Here is a 14,059-nt window from a genome sequence, read left to right as displayed (position 1 = left end):
CCTTCCTCAGCAGCCCGCGTAGCTGTTGGCCAGTGCCGTGCTGAAATGCGTGCCGCCAGTAAGCCAAAAGTTCGGTGCAATGCAGCTCAGCGTGGTGACGCTCGTTACGTTGGTCCGCGCGGGCGTCGCTGAAAGGGTGTTGTCGCCGAAATTCCCGAGATTCACGTTTGCATATCGAACCGGTGTCGACGTCGTGCTGACACCAGCGTTGACGATATTTCCGGTGAATGCCGGGAAACTAATGGTGCCGATGCCGCCGTTAAAATCAACCATTGCGTTATTGGATTCTGAGGTCGCGTACAGCTCCTCAAAGTAATTGTTACGGACTTCCGGCGCAAAACCGCTCTCGATCTTCAGCCCACCTGCCCATGTGGTGTTATTGCCGATGAAGCTGAACTTGCCGGCGCCAGCAACCATTTCTATCAGCCCGCCGAAGGTGCTTGACCCCTGCAACGTGTTGTAAAGAATGCGATGGCTGTCGGCGACGTTGTTTAGCCGGACACCCCCCCATATCTTGTTCGACATGATCAAGTTGAACTGGGCGCTGCCACTATTGCCCAAGTAGAGCGAGTAGTCGTTCCCACTCTCTCCGATCGACATGTTGCGGACGACGATACCCACATACGGCGCCGTGTTCTCAACCAAGGCCAACCCGCGCTTTCCGTGACGGGTGTACATCAACAATGTGTTTGGGAGGAATGACGCACTGTCACCAATACTAAAATTCTCCCAGACCGTATTGGCCCAGTCATAGGATCCGGTCTGTACGTACAGATTGTCGACTGTAGATGGGGTATCAGGGAACGTCATCAGGTTAGAGAAGTGCCCATGCCCCCGAATGCTAAACGGGTGATCTTGCAGCAGCGCATAGACGTTCGAGCCTTGCTGCCTGATCAGGCATCCTGTCTGCTGTCCTGGGATGTCGAGGATGCCGCCAACGGGCGTTGCGGTCATGGCTGCCTGGATGGCCGCGGTATCATCCGTGCCATAAACCAGAGGCTTGGCGTTCGTGGTCGCGAATGCTGTGACCGTCGTGCTGGCATTCGCTGCGAGAACGACGTGCGTTGCGTCGGTAACCGTCTGGATTGTCGTCGAGAGGCCTGCACCAGCGACGCCAGCATTAGGAACCCATATCCTCTTGCCGGTGTCAGCCGCGGTAAAGAAGCCCGCCGACGAAAGCAGGTTGGGACTGCCAGAGTTGATCGTGAGATTGGTCCCGACGCCGTTCTGGCCGGAGATGAACTGACCATCGCATTTAGCGCCGTACCAGGAGATGCTGGTATAGCCGAGCGCCGCTGTGCAGGCAGCCGGTGCCAGCGTGCAAAGCGCATTGAGACTTCTCGCGACAAATGTGCCGTTCATGCTGCCCGATATCAGAAAGTCACCGGCGCTGTTGGTCGAATTGTTCGCACCCGTGCCGCCGCGCGCAGTTGCCAGCGTCCCGCTGGTGATCGTGTCGGCGTTCACACTGATTGTCGTCGGATTGGTGCCGGTGAAGGTGATGCCATCGCCCGCCGCGAACGTGCCGGATGCGGCAGCTACGCATGAGGTCAAGTTGCCGCTGCTGTCGAAACATGCGCCCATGTTCGCGCGCGAGGCGAGCACCGGCAGCAGCGCGAGCGTCTCTCCGGGTGGCGTGCGCACTGAGCGGCCGGTGACGTCGTTGATCTTGTCCCAGGTCTCGCGGTTCTGCGCGGTCAGATCGGTGATGACCTGATTAAGATCGCGCGCGGCGACGCCCCGGCTTTCCGAGAACTGCGAGGCGCGGCGCGGCCGGCGGGCGCCGACGATCTGAACCGTGCCGGTCTGTGCGGTCGAGAAAGTCAGGACCGCATCGGTGATCGGGCGCGGGATTCTGTCCAGCGACCCGGTCGGGCTGGTGATCGTCCAGTTGCCGGACTGCGTCACCATCGCGCCGTTGACGAACACCTCGATCCAGTTCGCGTAGTCGGTGCCGTCGCCGTAGAGTTGGAACCCGACCGCACAGGCGCAGGTGCTGCCGCTGATGCTGTAGGACGTGCGGCGCTCGGCATCTGGCAGCGCAGGCACGGGCGGCGGGACCTGGGCGATCGCCGGGGCAAGTCCGGCGATCAGCGAGGCGGCCAGGACAAGGCGCGGGAACAGCTTCATGAGGCTGCTCCGTCGAATGCCGGCACGAGACAGAACCACTGAGGTGTTACCTCGCGGTTCTCCTGGTCGAACCAGCGCCCGCTATCGGGGTCCTGGTAGCCGACAAAGAACGGATCGTCGGTGGACGAACCGACACGCAGCAGCATGGGCCCGATGCCTCGGGCGGCTTCCTTGATGGGCTTCCAATTCGTGTCGGGCACTGCCGCAGGTCTCCAAGGCGACCCGGTCGGAAAGCCCTGCGCGAGAAAGGGTGATCTCGAGGATCACCGGGCGCCTTGGAGGTTCATGAAAGCGGCGTCCGCGCAGCTCGCTTTTCCGAACGAGCCAATGCGGGGACCGTGGGTCGTTTGGGAAAAGTGGCGCAACGCACCGAGAAAATTACGCGCGGGCGGAATCGACCTCAGCCGAATTTGTGGCCGCGCTTCTCCTGGACGACGCGCAGGTGCGCGTGGCCCGTGCCCTCGCGGGGCGATGCCGCAGGCTGCTCATGCACCAGGCGAGGCGCAGCAGGCGCCGGCGCGCCATCACTGCGCTCGGTCGGCGCAGGTTCGCCGTCGACAACGAAACGATACCGATCGGGAAACGTCTCAATCAGTTTTGCGGCACGGGTCGACACCATCTGGAATTGTCTAGGCGACCCACCGTCATCGGGAGCCAGGTCCCAGACCTTCCTGCCGAGGTGGCACTTGTTGCCAACCCGGCGATTCGATGCACTGAAAGGCTCTCGACGTGCGAGCGTCTTGTCGCGCGCGGCAGGATCTTCGACGATGATCATGATCAGGCCGAGCGTCTGCAAGATCGTGCCCAGGCTCGTGATGCCGAACCTTTTCTCAGGCACCGGACGCAGGATTTTGTCGGTATGTCCGCAGGTCAAGCCACCGACGTGATCGAGCTCGGAGCGCGACATTTCCATCTGCTCCAGGCGGTCACGCACCGCCTGGACGAGGCCGGCATAGTCCACAGCATGCCGGCAGAACGGAGCAGCCGCGCTCATGCATCACCGGCCGGCGACGACGCGGACGGGAAACGCCACGGCAGGCTCAGCGCGGCGAGCCATAAGCTGTTCCTCCGGCACTGCGCCTTCGAGGCCATCCGAGAGCCTGAGGCGGCCGCCCACATACGGCGAAACCGGCAAGCGGCTCTTCTGGCGCGTCTTGTAGAACTCCAGGACGGCCCTCGCCGCGTCATTGAGACCGATCATGGTCGGGTGCGGCCAGTGCATGCTCTCGATGACCTCACCGGCCCGCACCGGGCGATCAGCGTATTGCCACATGCTGTTGTCGGTGGTCGAGCTGAAGGGCGGCTCGAGCCGATGCCGCGGACGACGCGGCGGATTGAGGTCCGTGGTCACCCGGTAGCGTGCGACTTCGTTGTGGCTCGTCGTGGTCATTTCGGCTCCTCGAGTAGCGCGCCGACGACCGGCACGTGATTGATCTCCGCTTCGCGCGCGATATTGGCCCGGACCTTCGCGAGGACTTCGTCCGTCCACGGCTCATAGGACCATTCGAGGGGGTGGTTCGACACGGCAGCCGCGGCGTCGACACCGTTCATCACCGTGCTGCCGGTGCTGACGTGGTAGACCGTCCGCGGCTGGATCAGCGGCTGGTTCATGCGCGCCTCGTACCGGCCTCGATGAAGCTGTGCGCCTTGGGACCGAACGAAAACGTCCCGATCCGCTCGCCGTTCAGGATGATCGGCTGATCGCCCGCCAGCGGCTTGCCCGAGCGGACCGCCGCGCTGACGTCAGCGAGGACGCGGGCGATGGTGGCGCGCTCCTGGTGTTCCACCTCGCCGAAGTGACCGCCGTGATCGTCGATCGTGACTGTGAAGACCGTCATGGATGACTCCTTGTGAAGCGCCTGGGTTTTCCTCCCCGCCAACCCAGGCAAACGCGGATGACCCTGGGATGGGTTCGCGGCCCATCCTGTGGTGGAGCTCGAAATTCCTGATGCAGAAAAAAATCTGGCGGCCGGCTCTTTGGGTGGGCAATCGTGCGAGCGAGATACCAGCGGCTCGATCGGCGCGCGATTTTTCCCCCCGGCCGGCGGGGCCCCCCTTCTGATTTTGCGAGGCACACCCCCTGCCCTCGCGCTTGCACGATGGTCGGAACGGCTGGACTTGAGCCAACGCCGCCCGGCGCCCGGGGCCGCTCGTGCGCGCCGGCGCCGACTGCTTCAACAGTGTGAAAGACCTGGTTGGCATCGCGCGCGAAAACCCCTTCCGAAGGGCGGCCTATGATTTTCAATCACGTGGTCGGCGTCGGAATGTTGCTGATTTGCAGGCACTTGTGAATGTCACGAATTTCAAGTGGGCGGCTTGTGGGCAACATTCACGATGTGAGGCGGCTTCGATACCCTCCGCTGGTCCACCGGCCGGCGCCCGGTGCATCGGTCATGCTCGCAAATTCCTGCGCGGTCTCTCGCGTGCTCATGGCACGTGTTCACGCCCTTTCGTGATGCGCCGGTTCTCCGTGTCTGCTGTGGTTCGAGCCGCTGCGGTTGCCGTTTCACGATCTTGGAAGTGATCACGGGTGTGCCGCTCGGCGTGATGCCAGCGTGCGCCTCCAAGCGTCGCCGAAGGCAGAGCGCCGGCGGCGCAAAGCGGGTTGGAGTGGATACGCGCGAGGCTTGGCGCGCTCCATTGTTGCGCCATGGCAGCAAGGGGCAATAGCGCGCGGTTTTGCGCTATGCCCTGCCCTAGGGAAAAATCAATAACGGCGCAGACTGAACTGCTCCATTGGTGCGCTATTGATTTTGAGCCAATGGAGCGCGTCACGTCGGCCGCTTTCCCTGGCAGACGCGAAGGCCCTTGAGGGGCTTGCGGGTGACCGGGTCGGCGTAGTCCTCCCGGATGAGCACGCCGTTCTTGACCCACGTCTTCACGATGTCGCGGCATTGCGGCTCGGTGCGGTCGGGGCAATGGCGCTGCACGACCTGCCAGGCGGCGCGATCGGCGGCCTTGGAGGCGTCGGAATAGCGCTGGCCGCTCGGCATGCCGGTCTCGATGTCATCCAAGGCAGCGTTGAGCTGGGCGGCGCTGATGCCGTCCCATGTCTTGGGCGGGCTCCACGGCACCACCGTTTGCACCTCGTCGCCCTGTGGATAATCGGGCGTCCCGTTCTCGAGCCGGACCCCGACCAGCTTGAACCAGGTCGCCTCAGCCGAGGGCGGAGCTATGTTGACCTTGCTGCTGTCCAGGCGAACGTACAGGCGCCTCTCCTCGGCCGGGACGCCGAAGGCCTCGCCCTCGCCGTCGGCCATCCTGGTGAGCGTGTACATCAAGCGGCCGGCGTCCCGGGCAGCGCTGGCGCCACGGCCGGCATCAGCGTCGCCGGCGAGCTGCTGGCCCTTCTTGGTGTGGTGGGGCACGTCGACCGCGATATTGAACTCGATCGCCAGCTTGACCAGAATGCCGCAGACGAAATCCATGGCGCCGTTGTCGTTCTCCTCCATCCCGTGGAGTTTCACGAAGGGATCCAGCCCGAGCAGGTCAATCTGCCGGGCCGCGATCACCTGGCGCAGCATCGCCTCCAGCGGCCCGGCCGCGCGCGCGCCGTCCTTCATGTCGGCGAGCTTGATGCCCTTCGGGGTCGCGCAGAATAGCCAGCCCTTGAGGTCCGCTGGCTCAATGCCGTGGTGAATGCGAGCGGCGGCCAGCCGGCGCTGGAGCTCGCTGTCGTCGTCCTCCAGGCTCAGCAAGAGCACCCGGCAGCGCTTGAAGACGTGCTGGCCGGTGAGCGGCCGGCCGGTGGCGAGCGCGAGATATTGCAGCGTACGCAGCGCGGTCTTGCCGGTGGCGCCCGGCGCCAGCAGGCCCGATAGGAAGCGGCGGCAGAATTGGTTGCCGAGCAGCCATTCCCGCGGGGGCGGCATGTCGACGAACTCGCCGGCATCCCACTCATTGAGGCTGCCGGCCGATGAGACAGGTGCGGCTACAGCATAAGTGGCTTCATCGCCTGGTGACTGGTCGCCGAAGGCCTCGAAGCCATCCACCGGCGGCACATCGCCGCGGGGATCACTGTCGAGAAATCCCTCCTCTTCGGCGACCTGAAGTAGCATTGCGCGGTTGGCCGGATCCAGCATCAGGCAACCTCGCTGACAAGCACATGCGCGACGTCCGCGTGATCGCGGAGCCACATGCGAATACGATCAGCATCCCCGAGGCTCACGACATAGCGGAAGGCGTCGACGGTGGACTGCGGCACCGGCCGCGGACGCTTTTCCGCATCGCGCTCGGCCGGCGGCGGCAGTTCACCAGTCCAGCGCCAGCGATCGCGCGGATCGTCGAGTTCCCACCGTTTCACCAGTTGGGCGGCGTAGTCGGACGGCAATTCGGGCGCCGGCGCGAAAGCGGCCGCCATGGCGTCCTGGACGCGGTCCTGCCCGACCTCGTCGACAAGCCCCCAAAGCTCGGCAAGGCGCTGCATGTTGTCGACCGCCGTGTGCAGGTCGATCCAGCCCTCGGAAACGAACCAGGCCTGATAACCGGCGCATTCGGCAAACTCGCCGATGTCGCCGAGGACGAGCCGCTCGACCTGCTCCTGCTGCACGGGCGCGTTCATGACGCCACCTCGATCAAGTCAAGTTCGAGCGCTTTGGCGTAGGCCTTTTCGACCGCCTTCAGCAAATCCGGAAGACGATTGAGGCTGAGCGCAACCCCGCGGGTCGTCGGCTGGCTGCGGCCGTCGGTGGTGACGAAGTGCTGGCGCACGTCAACAATCGGGCGCCCCTCGAAGCGCTTGAGCGTGACGCGCACGTGGTTATTGCGCTGCCGCCCCTTCCAGAATTGGGCGACCACGATCTCCTCGGCGAGAGGATCGTCGGAGTGCGTTGCCAGGCCGATGGCGAGGGCGATATCGGGGTGGTTGTTGAGGTCACCCTTCCGTATTGCCTGCCGAGCTCGCCTGCTGTTGAAGCGGGCGGGTTCGGTCATGCGGCGCTCTTCTCTTGGCTCCGCAACCACTCCTTGACGGATGGCCAGAAATAGCAGACGTCCCTTCCAACACGCGTCACCGGCGGGCCCTTGCCGTCGAGCTCCCAGTTGATGAACGTGCGTTCGGTGTAGGGCCGGCCGCGCACCTGCACGCCAACCTGGGCGGCCGTTGCAGCGCGGGAATTGTAACCGTCGAAGCGAAAGTCAGACATTTGCTGGTGTCCGTGCGTTGAACCTGCACGAACATCGCTTGCTTGGCGCCGATTTACACGGATCGATCGGAATAGAAATTCGCGCGCGAACAGTCCTAGACAACGCGCCCAGGGGGGTGCCCGAGCCAACGTCTGACAAGGCTTGGATCAGTCGGCGCCTCGGTCGCAAAAACAATGTCGACCATCTCCGCGACCTGATCGATCAGCGCTTCCCCGCAAACCTCGCGGAGATATCGAGCCAACCGCTGCGCGAACACCCTGCGATTTCGGGAACCATGCACATCGTTTCGGCCTCCGGCCGCAGGCGCGTGCATGTCGTAGTCACTGTGGTCTAGCTCCCGAAGCGCGGTCTCGAAACGTTCGAGATCTCGCCACAAGTTGAGCGGGTAGTCCGCGTCCTCGACGACCTGGACAATCTCTCTCTTGATCTTGTCGAAATCATCGCGAACGCTCTTGCTGTGGTCATTCAATCGAGCCGCTTCCATCGTGCAGCCGAGAGTTACGCCAATGAAGTCGGCAGGCTCGGGGACAGGCAGGCCGTGCTTGGCGGCGGCCCTCGAAAGCGCCAGCCACAGCTCTGCCTTGGATGGATGCTCCTTCCACCGCATGACGAAGTCGGCGTGCCGATCGCTGACTGGCTTGTAGGCGTCCAATGCCGCATTGAACGTGGCCCGGTCCGCTCCCGCGCTCACGACCGCACCGCGCTTGTGACGATCTGAGAGACGAGGCTGGCGAGCCTGTCGAACGCTGCGCGCTTTTCCTCGAGGTAGGCGTAGCGATCGTAGACCCCGCGCACGCCGCCGATCACGTGCCCAAGGCAGCGCTCAGCATGGTCGGCAGGAACGCCAGCGCGCGACATGAGCGAGCGGCCGGTGCGCCGCAGGTCATGCAGCACCCAATGCGGCATGGGCTCACGGCCGGCCTCCGCGCGGCCCTTGGCGATCGCCTTGTCGAGCTGACGTTTTGCCTTGCTGAAACCCGAGAAGCCCTTGGCGCCGCCGGTGGTTGTGAAGATGAACCACGAATTGCCGTTTGCGCCGGCGGGCTTTTCGTCAATCAAATCGCGCGCGGCCGCGCTGAGCGGGATGATGTGGTCGATAGCGGTCTTGTAGCGGTCGGCTGGGATGGTCCAGTCGCGGTCGTCGAGCTCGCTGGAGTGCATCAGAGCCGCCTCGTTGCGGCGGGTGGTGGTCAACAGCAAGGATTTGACGAATCGGGGGTAGCAGGCAGGCACATCCTCGACGATCTCGAGCCCGGCCCAAAGATCGCGAATTTCGTCGTCAGCGAGAATCCGGTCCCGCGAGTTCGTGCCAACCTGGCGGATGCCCTTCACGATGGGATTGGTGAAATCCTCGTCGCGGGCCTGGAACCAGTTGAACGCCTTTCGCAAGTAAGCCAGCGTCCGGTCGGCCATGACCGGCCCGTTCTCGTCCTCGATCGCATCGAGCATGTCGACAACGTGCGAGCGCCGCAGGCGCCCCTCCCCGAACACCGGCAGGTCGCCGATGTCGGGCGCGACCAGGCGCCGGAAGGTGCTGGCGTACTGATCGGCGCTCTTGAGCTGCGCTTCCTTCCGGCAGTAGCGTTCGATGAACATGTCGAGCAGACCGGGGTGCTTCTGCTCGCGATCGGCCTCGTCGGCGTCAGGATCGTAGGCGCCGCCAATCTTCAATCCTTCGGGATTGTCGCCGTCCTCCATCCGCCTGGTGCGCTCGGGCCGCGGGTCTTCCCGGTTTCCCTTGGCGAGGTCCTTGACGAGCTTATCCGCCTTTACGATGGCGTCGCGGACGGTCAGCGAACCGCCTTGCGCGTTCTCGTCCCAGCGGCCCAGGGTCTCAAGATATTTGCGGCCGGCAACACGGTGGAAAAGCACGAAGGCCTTGGTGCCGCTGGCGGTGACGCGCACGCCGAAGCCGGCCGGCGCCTTCTTGCCTTGCAGCTTGGCACCGCTGAAGAAGTGGACCTTGTTGCCCTTGGCCGGGAGCTCCAAGCCGCGGACGACCTTCTCGCTGATCTCTTGCACGGGACCCCCGTCGTGTGGGCGTTGTGTGGGCACATTGAAGCTGGTATGAATTTCAACTAGCTTCAACCAAACATCAAGGGGTTTCAGCAATTTTACCTTACAAAACAGGTGATTTCGATGCCCACACGAGAAAAGGACTCTCGATCAATGACTTACCTCGACGGATCGATTTTGACTTTTAATCACGGGGTCCTGGGTTCGAGCCCCAGCGCGCTCACCAAAAACAAATCATCATCAATAGTTTACATCGCCCTCCCGAAAGTCCACGCATGACGCGAGGTGCTCGTGCAACGCGTATGCAACATCCAGCTCCTCCACATCAATTGATCCGCGTAGGAATCGGCTAAAGAAGAAATTGGAGGAACACGAGGAGCTGGCTATGCAAGTCAGGACAGCTTCGGGTTCGGTCGCGGCTGGCCTTGGCATCATCGGGTCGGGGTTGGCTTGGGCGCTACCTGAGGTGAAGTGGCTCGGCTGGCTTATGGTCGCGGCCGGCTTTTTTGTGTTTCTTTTCGATATTAGGCTTGAGCGGGGGCAGCTTGCTGTTGGCTCACCTCAACCGATGCGTCAGAGGCTCCGAACGATGTGGCCGGAATACTTAATGGTGATTTCGGGATGCGGGTTTTTCGTGGGTCTAGTTGCATTCCTTCAGTTGAACGCAGCCCCGTCCGCGGGCGCCCCCAGCGCCAAGATGGTCGACACCAAAGGCGCCCCAGAGGTATCGGCGTTCACAATCGAAAGTAAGGCGTTTGTCGAGGCCAAGGTCATAAGAAGCTCTGACGGTGAACCCACCGAGCTGTTCGAGTTGAAATATTACCTGCCGGTGGTCAACGCCATCAAAACTGGACGAACTCTCCGTCACGTCCAAGTTGCAATAGAATTCGATGCCGATGCTCGTGTGTTCGCACGCAACCGGGACACATCATCCGACATGACAGCAGATATCCGGAACGGTCAGAGGGTCTATTTCGAGGTTTTCACCACCATCCGGAAGACAAATGCCCACGCGCTGCTCACCGGAAGTGTCGCTTATACGGACGATCAGATTGCGTTCTATCGCTCGCGGATAGCTTCCGGAACTCCAAGATTCGAAATAAAGGATGCAGCAGGACGGTTCGCCTACGGGATTGGCTTCGTGCCAGCCGACCTAAAACTGACGGTCTCGGCAGACGAAGAGATTGCGCGCACGTTGAGCGGCACGCTCTTTTCGACACAAGACGGGTCCGTTTCTTTCCAAATCCACGGCCCATAGCGACATCGACGTGATGGGGGTTGGCACCGCTAGGTACGGCGAGCTCGTTGCTGGCATGCCCATGCTCTGATTTTCGCTGTGGCCCGAGTTATCGAGGAGATCGCAGGATGCCGCGCGCTATCGATCTAAAACCCGGATACTCCGCAACAGCGCGCGCGATGGAAATCCCGGCCAACTTCTACGAGCTGGCGGAGGAATACTTCGACGCTGCGCTCGCCCTGTATGAAGCCCCGCCTTCCGCTCCAACTGGCCTTGTCATGAAAGTTTGGACCGGGCTTCCCCCTGCGCAGCCCACCAAAGGCACCCGCGCGCCGCTGCCAATGTTCTTTTGCTTCGCTCAGTCTGCGGAGCTTTTCATGAAGAGCTTTCTATGGGCCAAGGGCATCACAAAATGCGCAGGCTGGAACAAGCACATTCTGGCGCCTCTCCTCGACGCAACAGTCCAAGCAGGACTGAGCTTGGATGACCCGACACGCGAGATCATTGTCGAACTCTGCGATGGTCGGCGCGATTACCAACTACGGTTCCAGAAAAACACGGCCCCGATTGTTTTGCCGCCTGTCAAGCGAACTGTCGCGGCAATCCAGAAGCTGCGAGACGAAGTCTTTCCTACGGTGCGCCCGTTTATGACTGTGCGCTAATTAAATGGGTCTCCGTCGTGCCGATGAACTTGGTCTAACCGTAGCACCATCGTTCGCGTGTCTGGCATAAGTGAACTGACGGTATCCCCAGACAAGAACCCCGAGACGCTGCCCGCCGTCAAACGGCGGTCAAGCTGCTCCCTTCTGGCGGCTTCGAACCAGCCGCTTTCTGGCCAGTTAAAACCTGCGCGGAAGAGGAAGCTTGCCGACTAAATCAGGCTCGCCTTCGCCCCGAGGAAGCAGGACCGGCGTCGGCATCGAGGCCGCGGAGAAGTGGTTCGAGGAGACGACCTTGAAAGCGTTGGTTTTGAGTACGACGTGCTGGAACAGGCCGGCGGCCCTGAGATCAACGCCACATTGTGGGTGGGTTCAGGGCCTTGCGACCCGCCATTCTCAATGCGTCGGTCGAGAGTTGTCCCTGTGCTGCGGCCTCGAGGATCTTCGACGCAACATGCGTTCTGGCGCCGACTTCGCTGACAGGGATGTTTTCGCACACTTCTTCAAGGACGGCTCGAAGGAGCGCAGTCGTTTCCGCACTGAACATGCACCAACCTCAAAATAAGAGACAACATGAATGCGGCGCGAGCGGAGTATGTTCGCTCGGCGGCTTTCGCAAATGCATTCCAGTCTGGGCGCTGAAATCCCAGCTACTGAACGCTGGCACACGTCGGTCAAAGTTTTGTGACAAGGGCGGCCCGCCTGCGTGAACCGGCGGCCCTTCCGATCACTGTCTCGGTCCACGCCATGCGTCGCAATAGTTCCGGCACCATCCGCCGTGAAACCATTTTCACTGCGCCGCGAAGTCCGCCTGAAACAAATGAGGCCCAGCATCTGATATCCCAGCGCACGTCCCAAGGGGAACTACCTCTATGATCAGCCCAACGTGGACTCGCAAAGCACGTAAGCTCGTTATCGCAAATTTGCTGATCGGCGCGGCCGCTCTGTTAGGATTGGCCGCTCGCGACCCGGTCTCAAGTGCTGCCCTCGGTAGTGAATGGCAATGCAGCAAAGCGGTATTTCTCGTAACGACCTGTCATCACGTGGCTGACGAAGCTATGACGCAAAAAACGGCTGCGCTCGATTAGCCGGCAAGCCATCTGAGCCAACGCTGATTGTCCCCACCGAAATCCGAGACTGAGCAAGCGCGGGACCGTAGCCCCGCGCCATAGTCGTTCACCCTTTCAGTCGGCAAGCATGCGTCGCCAGCCGCTGCCGGTTGCGCTTCCTGTGGGTTCGGCGCCGGCGCTTCATGCCGATCGTTCCTGCCGCCTGCGGCGCGTCGGATGCGCCGTCAGATATTCCATCCTGCACAAACCCAGCCTTGAACCGGAGAAAGCTACCGCCAGATTCCGGATAGCGACGCAAGAAAGGCGTATGGCTGTTTTCCGAAGACCGAAGGAGATTTGATCATGCGCACAGTGCTGGTCTTATCCGCCCTGCTCGCAGCGGGGACCGCGGCTATCGCCGGTCCCGTTTCTCCCGTCTCGTATGACTATCCCTGGTGCGTCTATGGTGGGGAGCTCGGCATTTCCGGCGACTGCTCTTATCAGACGAGAGAGCAATGCCTGGCGTCCGCGTCCGGCCGGTCGAATGTGATATGTAAGGAAAACCGGCGCCTTCTATTCCAGCAGCAAAATGCGCAACCGCCTCGGACACCCCGTAGTCGTTGAAGAGATCGCAGGCCCGCCAGGATGAACCCGGCGGGCCCAATTTGCCACTAAGTGGTGACAGAGCACTTAACCTTATCGCGCTCATTGCTGTGCCGAGGTGGCGGCGCCATTCGGATGAGGGCCTCGGTCCGCGCACATTTAGGTCATCACCACAAACTTGGCCTTGAACCGGAGACAGCTACCTCCAGATTCCGGACAGCGACGCAAGAAAGGCGTCTAGCGGTTTTCCGAAGACGGAAGGAGATTTTGATCATGCGCACGATGCTAGCCATAGCCGCCTTACTCGCGGCGGGGACCGCCGCCGCCATCGCCGGCCCCGCTTCTCCCGTCACTCCGGTCTCGTATGATTACCCCTGGTGCATCTATGGTGGGCAGCTCGGCCCTTCCGGCGACTGCTCTTATGAGACGAGAGAGCAATGCCTGGCATCCGCGTCCGGCCGGTCGAACGTGACATGTTCGGAAAACACGCGCCTTCTATTCCGGCAGCAAAATGTGCAACAGCCTCGGCCTTACCGTAGTCGCTGAAGGAGATCGCAGGCCCGCCAGCATGAACCGGCGGGCCCGATTTGCCGCTAGAGCCAGCGGATAAGACCGGGCGGCACTATTGCCGGCTGCGGCCGTTCGGATGAGTGCATGACTGCACGATAGTGAGCGCACTGTCACCGTAACTGAATGACGGCCCCGGCCCTGGGGCTTACGGGGTGTGGGAGGCCGGGGCCGCTGGAGGTTGCTTGGACCCTTGGGGAAGGCCAAGCACGCGTAGCCTAGGATAATTCGGCGATCCCTTCTGTTCGCTTTCGGACGCTGCGATGGGGAAAATGGAGTAGTCCGTCGTCCCGCTCGATAGCACGGATGGCCTCAAGGTCACGCTCGTTGGCGATATGGGCGAGTTGAATCGCGCCTTGCTCCAGCTCCAGAGCGATCCGAGAAAAACGAAGGTCGGCGAATTCTCGGACATAGGAACGTTTGGACCAACAGTGAGTCCTACACAGGCGCAGTGTTCCTCGTGGATCGAACGATGGAAAAAGCACTCGCCTATGCCATCTCGGTGGCCCTCGTCGGCTTCGGTGTGTTGATCTTTGTCGCTGGTCTCTCCTCCAGCTCGCCCGCCTTATGGACAATCGTAGCGCTGGTCCCGATCACGATCGGCATCGTGAGCGCCTTCGGTCCCATATGACTGGATGTGGAAAGCAGGCCTT

Annotated in this window: 18 protein-coding genes; 5 read left to right on the top strand and 13 right to left on the bottom strand. The window is 61.9% G+C overall.

Going from position 1 to position 14,059, the window contains the following annotated elements:
- Positions 1-6: 6 nt before the first annotated feature.
- The 12 genes from GPL20_RS23045 to GPL20_RS22990 all read right to left on the bottom strand — a co-directional run bounded on the left by GPL20_RS23045 (position 7) and on the right by GPL20_RS22990 (position 9,297).
- Positions 7-2,130: a hypothetical protein gene (locus GPL20_RS23045; RefSeq protein ID WP_157331872.1), complete on the bottom strand. Its 2,124-nt coding sequence runs from the start codon at positions 2,128-2,130 to the stop codon at positions 7-9.
- On the bottom strand, positions 2,127-2,330 hold the full coding sequence (locus GPL20_RS23040; RefSeq protein WP_157331870.1) for a hypothetical protein: 204 nt from the start codon (positions 2,328-2,330) through the stop codon (positions 2,127-2,129). Before GPL20_RS23040 ends, GPL20_RS23045 begins: the two co-directional genes overlap by 4 nt.
- 200 nt (positions 2,331-2,530) lie before the next feature.
- Positions 2,531-3,091, bottom strand: coding sequence for a hypothetical protein (locus GPL20_RS23035; protein ID WP_157331868.1), 561 nt, complete (start codon positions 3,089-3,091; stop codon positions 2,531-2,533).
- A gap of 36 nt (positions 3,092-3,127) precedes the next feature.
- On the bottom strand, positions 3,128-3,520 hold the full coding sequence (locus GPL20_RS23030) for a hypothetical protein (protein ID WP_157331866.1): 393 nt from the start codon (positions 3,518-3,520) through the stop codon (positions 3,128-3,130).
- Positions 3,517-3,741 carry a hypothetical protein gene (locus GPL20_RS23025; RefSeq protein WP_157331864.1) on the bottom strand — a complete coding sequence of 75 codons (225 nt, stop codon included), beginning with the start codon at positions 3,739-3,741 and terminating at the stop codon, positions 3,517-3,519. The genes GPL20_RS23030 and GPL20_RS23025 overlap by 4 nt, the downstream gene beginning before the upstream one ends.
- The gene (locus GPL20_RS23020; protein ID WP_157331862.1) at positions 3,738-3,968 is read right to left on the bottom strand and encodes a hypothetical protein; all 231 of its coding nucleotides are present in this window, start codon (positions 3,966-3,968) and stop codon (positions 3,738-3,740) included. Before GPL20_RS23020 ends, GPL20_RS23025 begins: the two co-directional genes overlap by 4 nt.
- A 933-nt stretch (positions 3,969-4,901) precedes the next feature.
- Positions 4,902-6,212 carry an AAA family ATPase gene (locus GPL20_RS23015; protein WP_157331860.1) on the bottom strand — a complete coding sequence of 437 codons (1,311 nt, stop codon included), beginning with the start codon at positions 6,210-6,212 and terminating at the stop codon, positions 4,902-4,904.
- Positions 6,212-6,691, bottom strand: a complete 480-nt coding sequence (locus GPL20_RS23010) for a hypothetical protein (RefSeq protein ID WP_246250836.1) — start codon at positions 6,689-6,691, stop codon at positions 6,212-6,214. The genes GPL20_RS23015 and GPL20_RS23010 overlap by 1 nt, the downstream gene beginning before the upstream one ends.
- Positions 6,688-7,062 carry a transcriptional coactivator p15/PC4 family protein gene (locus tag GPL20_RS23005; RefSeq protein ID WP_157331858.1) on the bottom strand — a complete coding sequence of 125 codons (375 nt, stop codon included), beginning with the start codon at positions 7,060-7,062 and terminating at the stop codon, positions 6,688-6,690. The genes GPL20_RS23010 and GPL20_RS23005 overlap by 4 nt, the downstream gene beginning before the upstream one ends.
- Positions 7,059-7,274: a hypothetical protein gene (locus GPL20_RS23000; protein ID WP_157331856.1), complete on the bottom strand. Its 216-nt coding sequence runs from the start codon at positions 7,272-7,274 to the stop codon at positions 7,059-7,061. The genes GPL20_RS23005 and GPL20_RS23000 overlap by 4 nt, the downstream gene beginning before the upstream one ends.
- 95 nt (positions 7,275-7,369) lie before the next feature.
- Positions 7,370-7,966: a hypothetical protein gene (locus GPL20_RS22995; RefSeq protein ID WP_157331854.1), complete on the bottom strand. Its 597-nt coding sequence runs from the start codon at positions 7,964-7,966 to the stop codon at positions 7,370-7,372.
- Positions 7,963-9,297, bottom strand: a complete 1,335-nt coding sequence (locus GPL20_RS22990) for a tyrosine-type recombinase/integrase (RefSeq protein WP_157331852.1) — start codon at positions 9,295-9,297, stop codon at positions 7,963-7,965. Before GPL20_RS22990 ends, GPL20_RS22995 begins: the two co-directional genes overlap by 4 nt.
- A gap of 379 nt (positions 9,298-9,676) precedes the next feature.
- Here GPL20_RS22990 and GPL20_RS22985 point away from each other — a divergent pair, with 379 nt between their 5' ends.
- Together GPL20_RS22985 and GPL20_RS22980 are read left to right on the top strand one after the other, a co-directional pair.
- Positions 9,677-10,549 carry a hypothetical protein gene (locus GPL20_RS22985; protein WP_157331850.1) on the top strand — a complete coding sequence of 291 codons (873 nt, stop codon included), beginning with the start codon at positions 9,677-9,679 and terminating at the stop codon, positions 10,547-10,549.
- A gap of 107 nt (positions 10,550-10,656) precedes the next feature.
- Positions 10,657-11,190 carry a hypothetical protein gene (locus tag GPL20_RS22980; RefSeq protein ID WP_157331848.1) on the top strand — a complete coding sequence of 178 codons (534 nt, stop codon included), beginning with the start codon at positions 10,657-10,659 and terminating at the stop codon, positions 11,188-11,190.
- A gap of 346 nt (positions 11,191-11,536) precedes the next feature.
- Here GPL20_RS22980 and GPL20_RS39630 read toward each other — a convergent pair whose 3' ends face one another.
- A complete protein-coding gene (locus GPL20_RS39630) occupies positions 11,537-11,734 on the bottom strand; it encodes a hypothetical protein (protein WP_157331846.1) in 198 nt (65 codons plus the stop codon).
- Between the two features lie 865 nt (positions 11,735-12,599).
- Between GPL20_RS39630 and GPL20_RS22970 the strand changes: the two genes are divergently transcribed.
- The 3 genes from GPL20_RS22970 to GPL20_RS38925 all read left to right on the top strand — a co-directional run bounded on the left by GPL20_RS22970 (position 12,600) and on the right by GPL20_RS38925 (position 14,037).
- On the top strand, positions 12,600-12,860 hold the full coding sequence (locus GPL20_RS22970; RefSeq protein WP_157331844.1) for a DUF3551 domain-containing protein: 261 nt from the start codon (positions 12,600-12,602) through the stop codon (positions 12,858-12,860).
- A 114-nt stretch (positions 12,861-12,974) separates the two neighbouring features.
- A complete protein-coding gene (locus GPL20_RS40175) occupies positions 12,975-13,385 on the top strand; it encodes a DUF3551 domain-containing protein (RefSeq protein ID WP_309143226.1) in 411 nt (136 codons plus the stop codon).
- Positions 13,386-13,878: 493 nt separating this feature from the next.
- Positions 13,879-14,037, top strand: coding sequence for a hypothetical protein (locus tag GPL20_RS38925; protein WP_167533162.1), 159 nt, complete (start codon positions 13,879-13,881; stop codon positions 14,035-14,037).
- Positions 14,038-14,059 lie beyond the last annotated feature (22 nt).

The sequence above is a fragment of the Bradyrhizobium cajani genome, assembly GCF_009759665.1.
Taxonomy (GTDB): Bacteria; Pseudomonadota; Alphaproteobacteria; order Rhizobiales; family Xanthobacteraceae; genus Bradyrhizobium; species Bradyrhizobium cajani.
This window is presented reverse-complemented; position numbering and strand designations above follow the sequence as displayed.

Bases quoted from the DNA above. Each gene is read 5' to 3' on its own strand.
- GPL20_RS23045 (WP_157331872.1), bottom strand. From the start codon at position 2,130: ATGAAGCTGTTCCCGCGCCTTGTCCTGGCCGCCTCGCTGATCGCCGGA.
- GPL20_RS39630 (WP_157331846.1), bottom strand. From the start codon at position 11,734: ATGTTCAGTGCGGAAACGACTGCGCTCCTTCGAGCCGTCCTTGAAGAA.
- GPL20_RS23025 (WP_157331864.1), bottom strand. From the start codon at position 3,741: ATGAACCAGCCGCTGATCCAGCCGCGGACGGTCTACCACGTCAGCACC.
- GPL20_RS22985 (WP_157331850.1), top strand. From the start codon at position 9,677: ATGCAAGTCAGGACAGCTTCGGGTTCGGTCGCGGCTGGCCTTGGCATC.
- GPL20_RS23015 (WP_157331860.1), bottom strand. From the start codon at position 6,212: ATGCTGGATCCGGCCAACCGCGCAATGCTACTTCAGGTCGCCGAAGAG.
- GPL20_RS40175 (WP_309143226.1), top strand. From the start codon at position 12,975: ATGAGGGCCTCGGTCCGCGCACATTTAGGTCATCACCACAAACTTGGC.
- GPL20_RS22980 (WP_157331848.1), top strand. From the start codon at position 10,657: ATGCCGCGCGCTATCGATCTAAAACCCGGATACTCCGCAACAGCGCGC.
- GPL20_RS23030 (WP_157331866.1), bottom strand. From the start codon at position 3,520: ATGACCACGACGAGCCACAACGAAGTCGCACGCTACCGGGTGACCACG.
- GPL20_RS23010 (WP_246250836.1), bottom strand. From the start codon at position 6,691: ATGAACGCGCCCGTGCAGCAGGAGCAGGTCGAGCGGCTCGTCCTCGGC.
- GPL20_RS22970 (WP_157331844.1), top strand. From the start codon at position 12,600: ATGCGCACAGTGCTGGTCTTATCCGCCCTGCTCGCAGCGGGGACCGCG.
- GPL20_RS23000 (WP_157331856.1), bottom strand. From the start codon at position 7,274: ATGTCTGACTTTCGCTTCGACGGTTACAATTCCCGCGCTGCAACGGCC.
- GPL20_RS38925 (WP_167533162.1), top strand. From the start codon at position 13,879: ATGGAAAAAGCACTCGCCTATGCCATCTCGGTGGCCCTCGTCGGCTTC.
- GPL20_RS23005 (WP_157331858.1), bottom strand. From the start codon at position 7,062: ATGACCGAACCCGCCCGCTTCAACAGCAGGCGAGCTCGGCAGGCAATA.
- GPL20_RS23020 (WP_157331862.1), bottom strand. From the start codon at position 3,968: ATGACGGTCTTCACAGTCACGATCGACGATCACGGCGGTCACTTCGGC.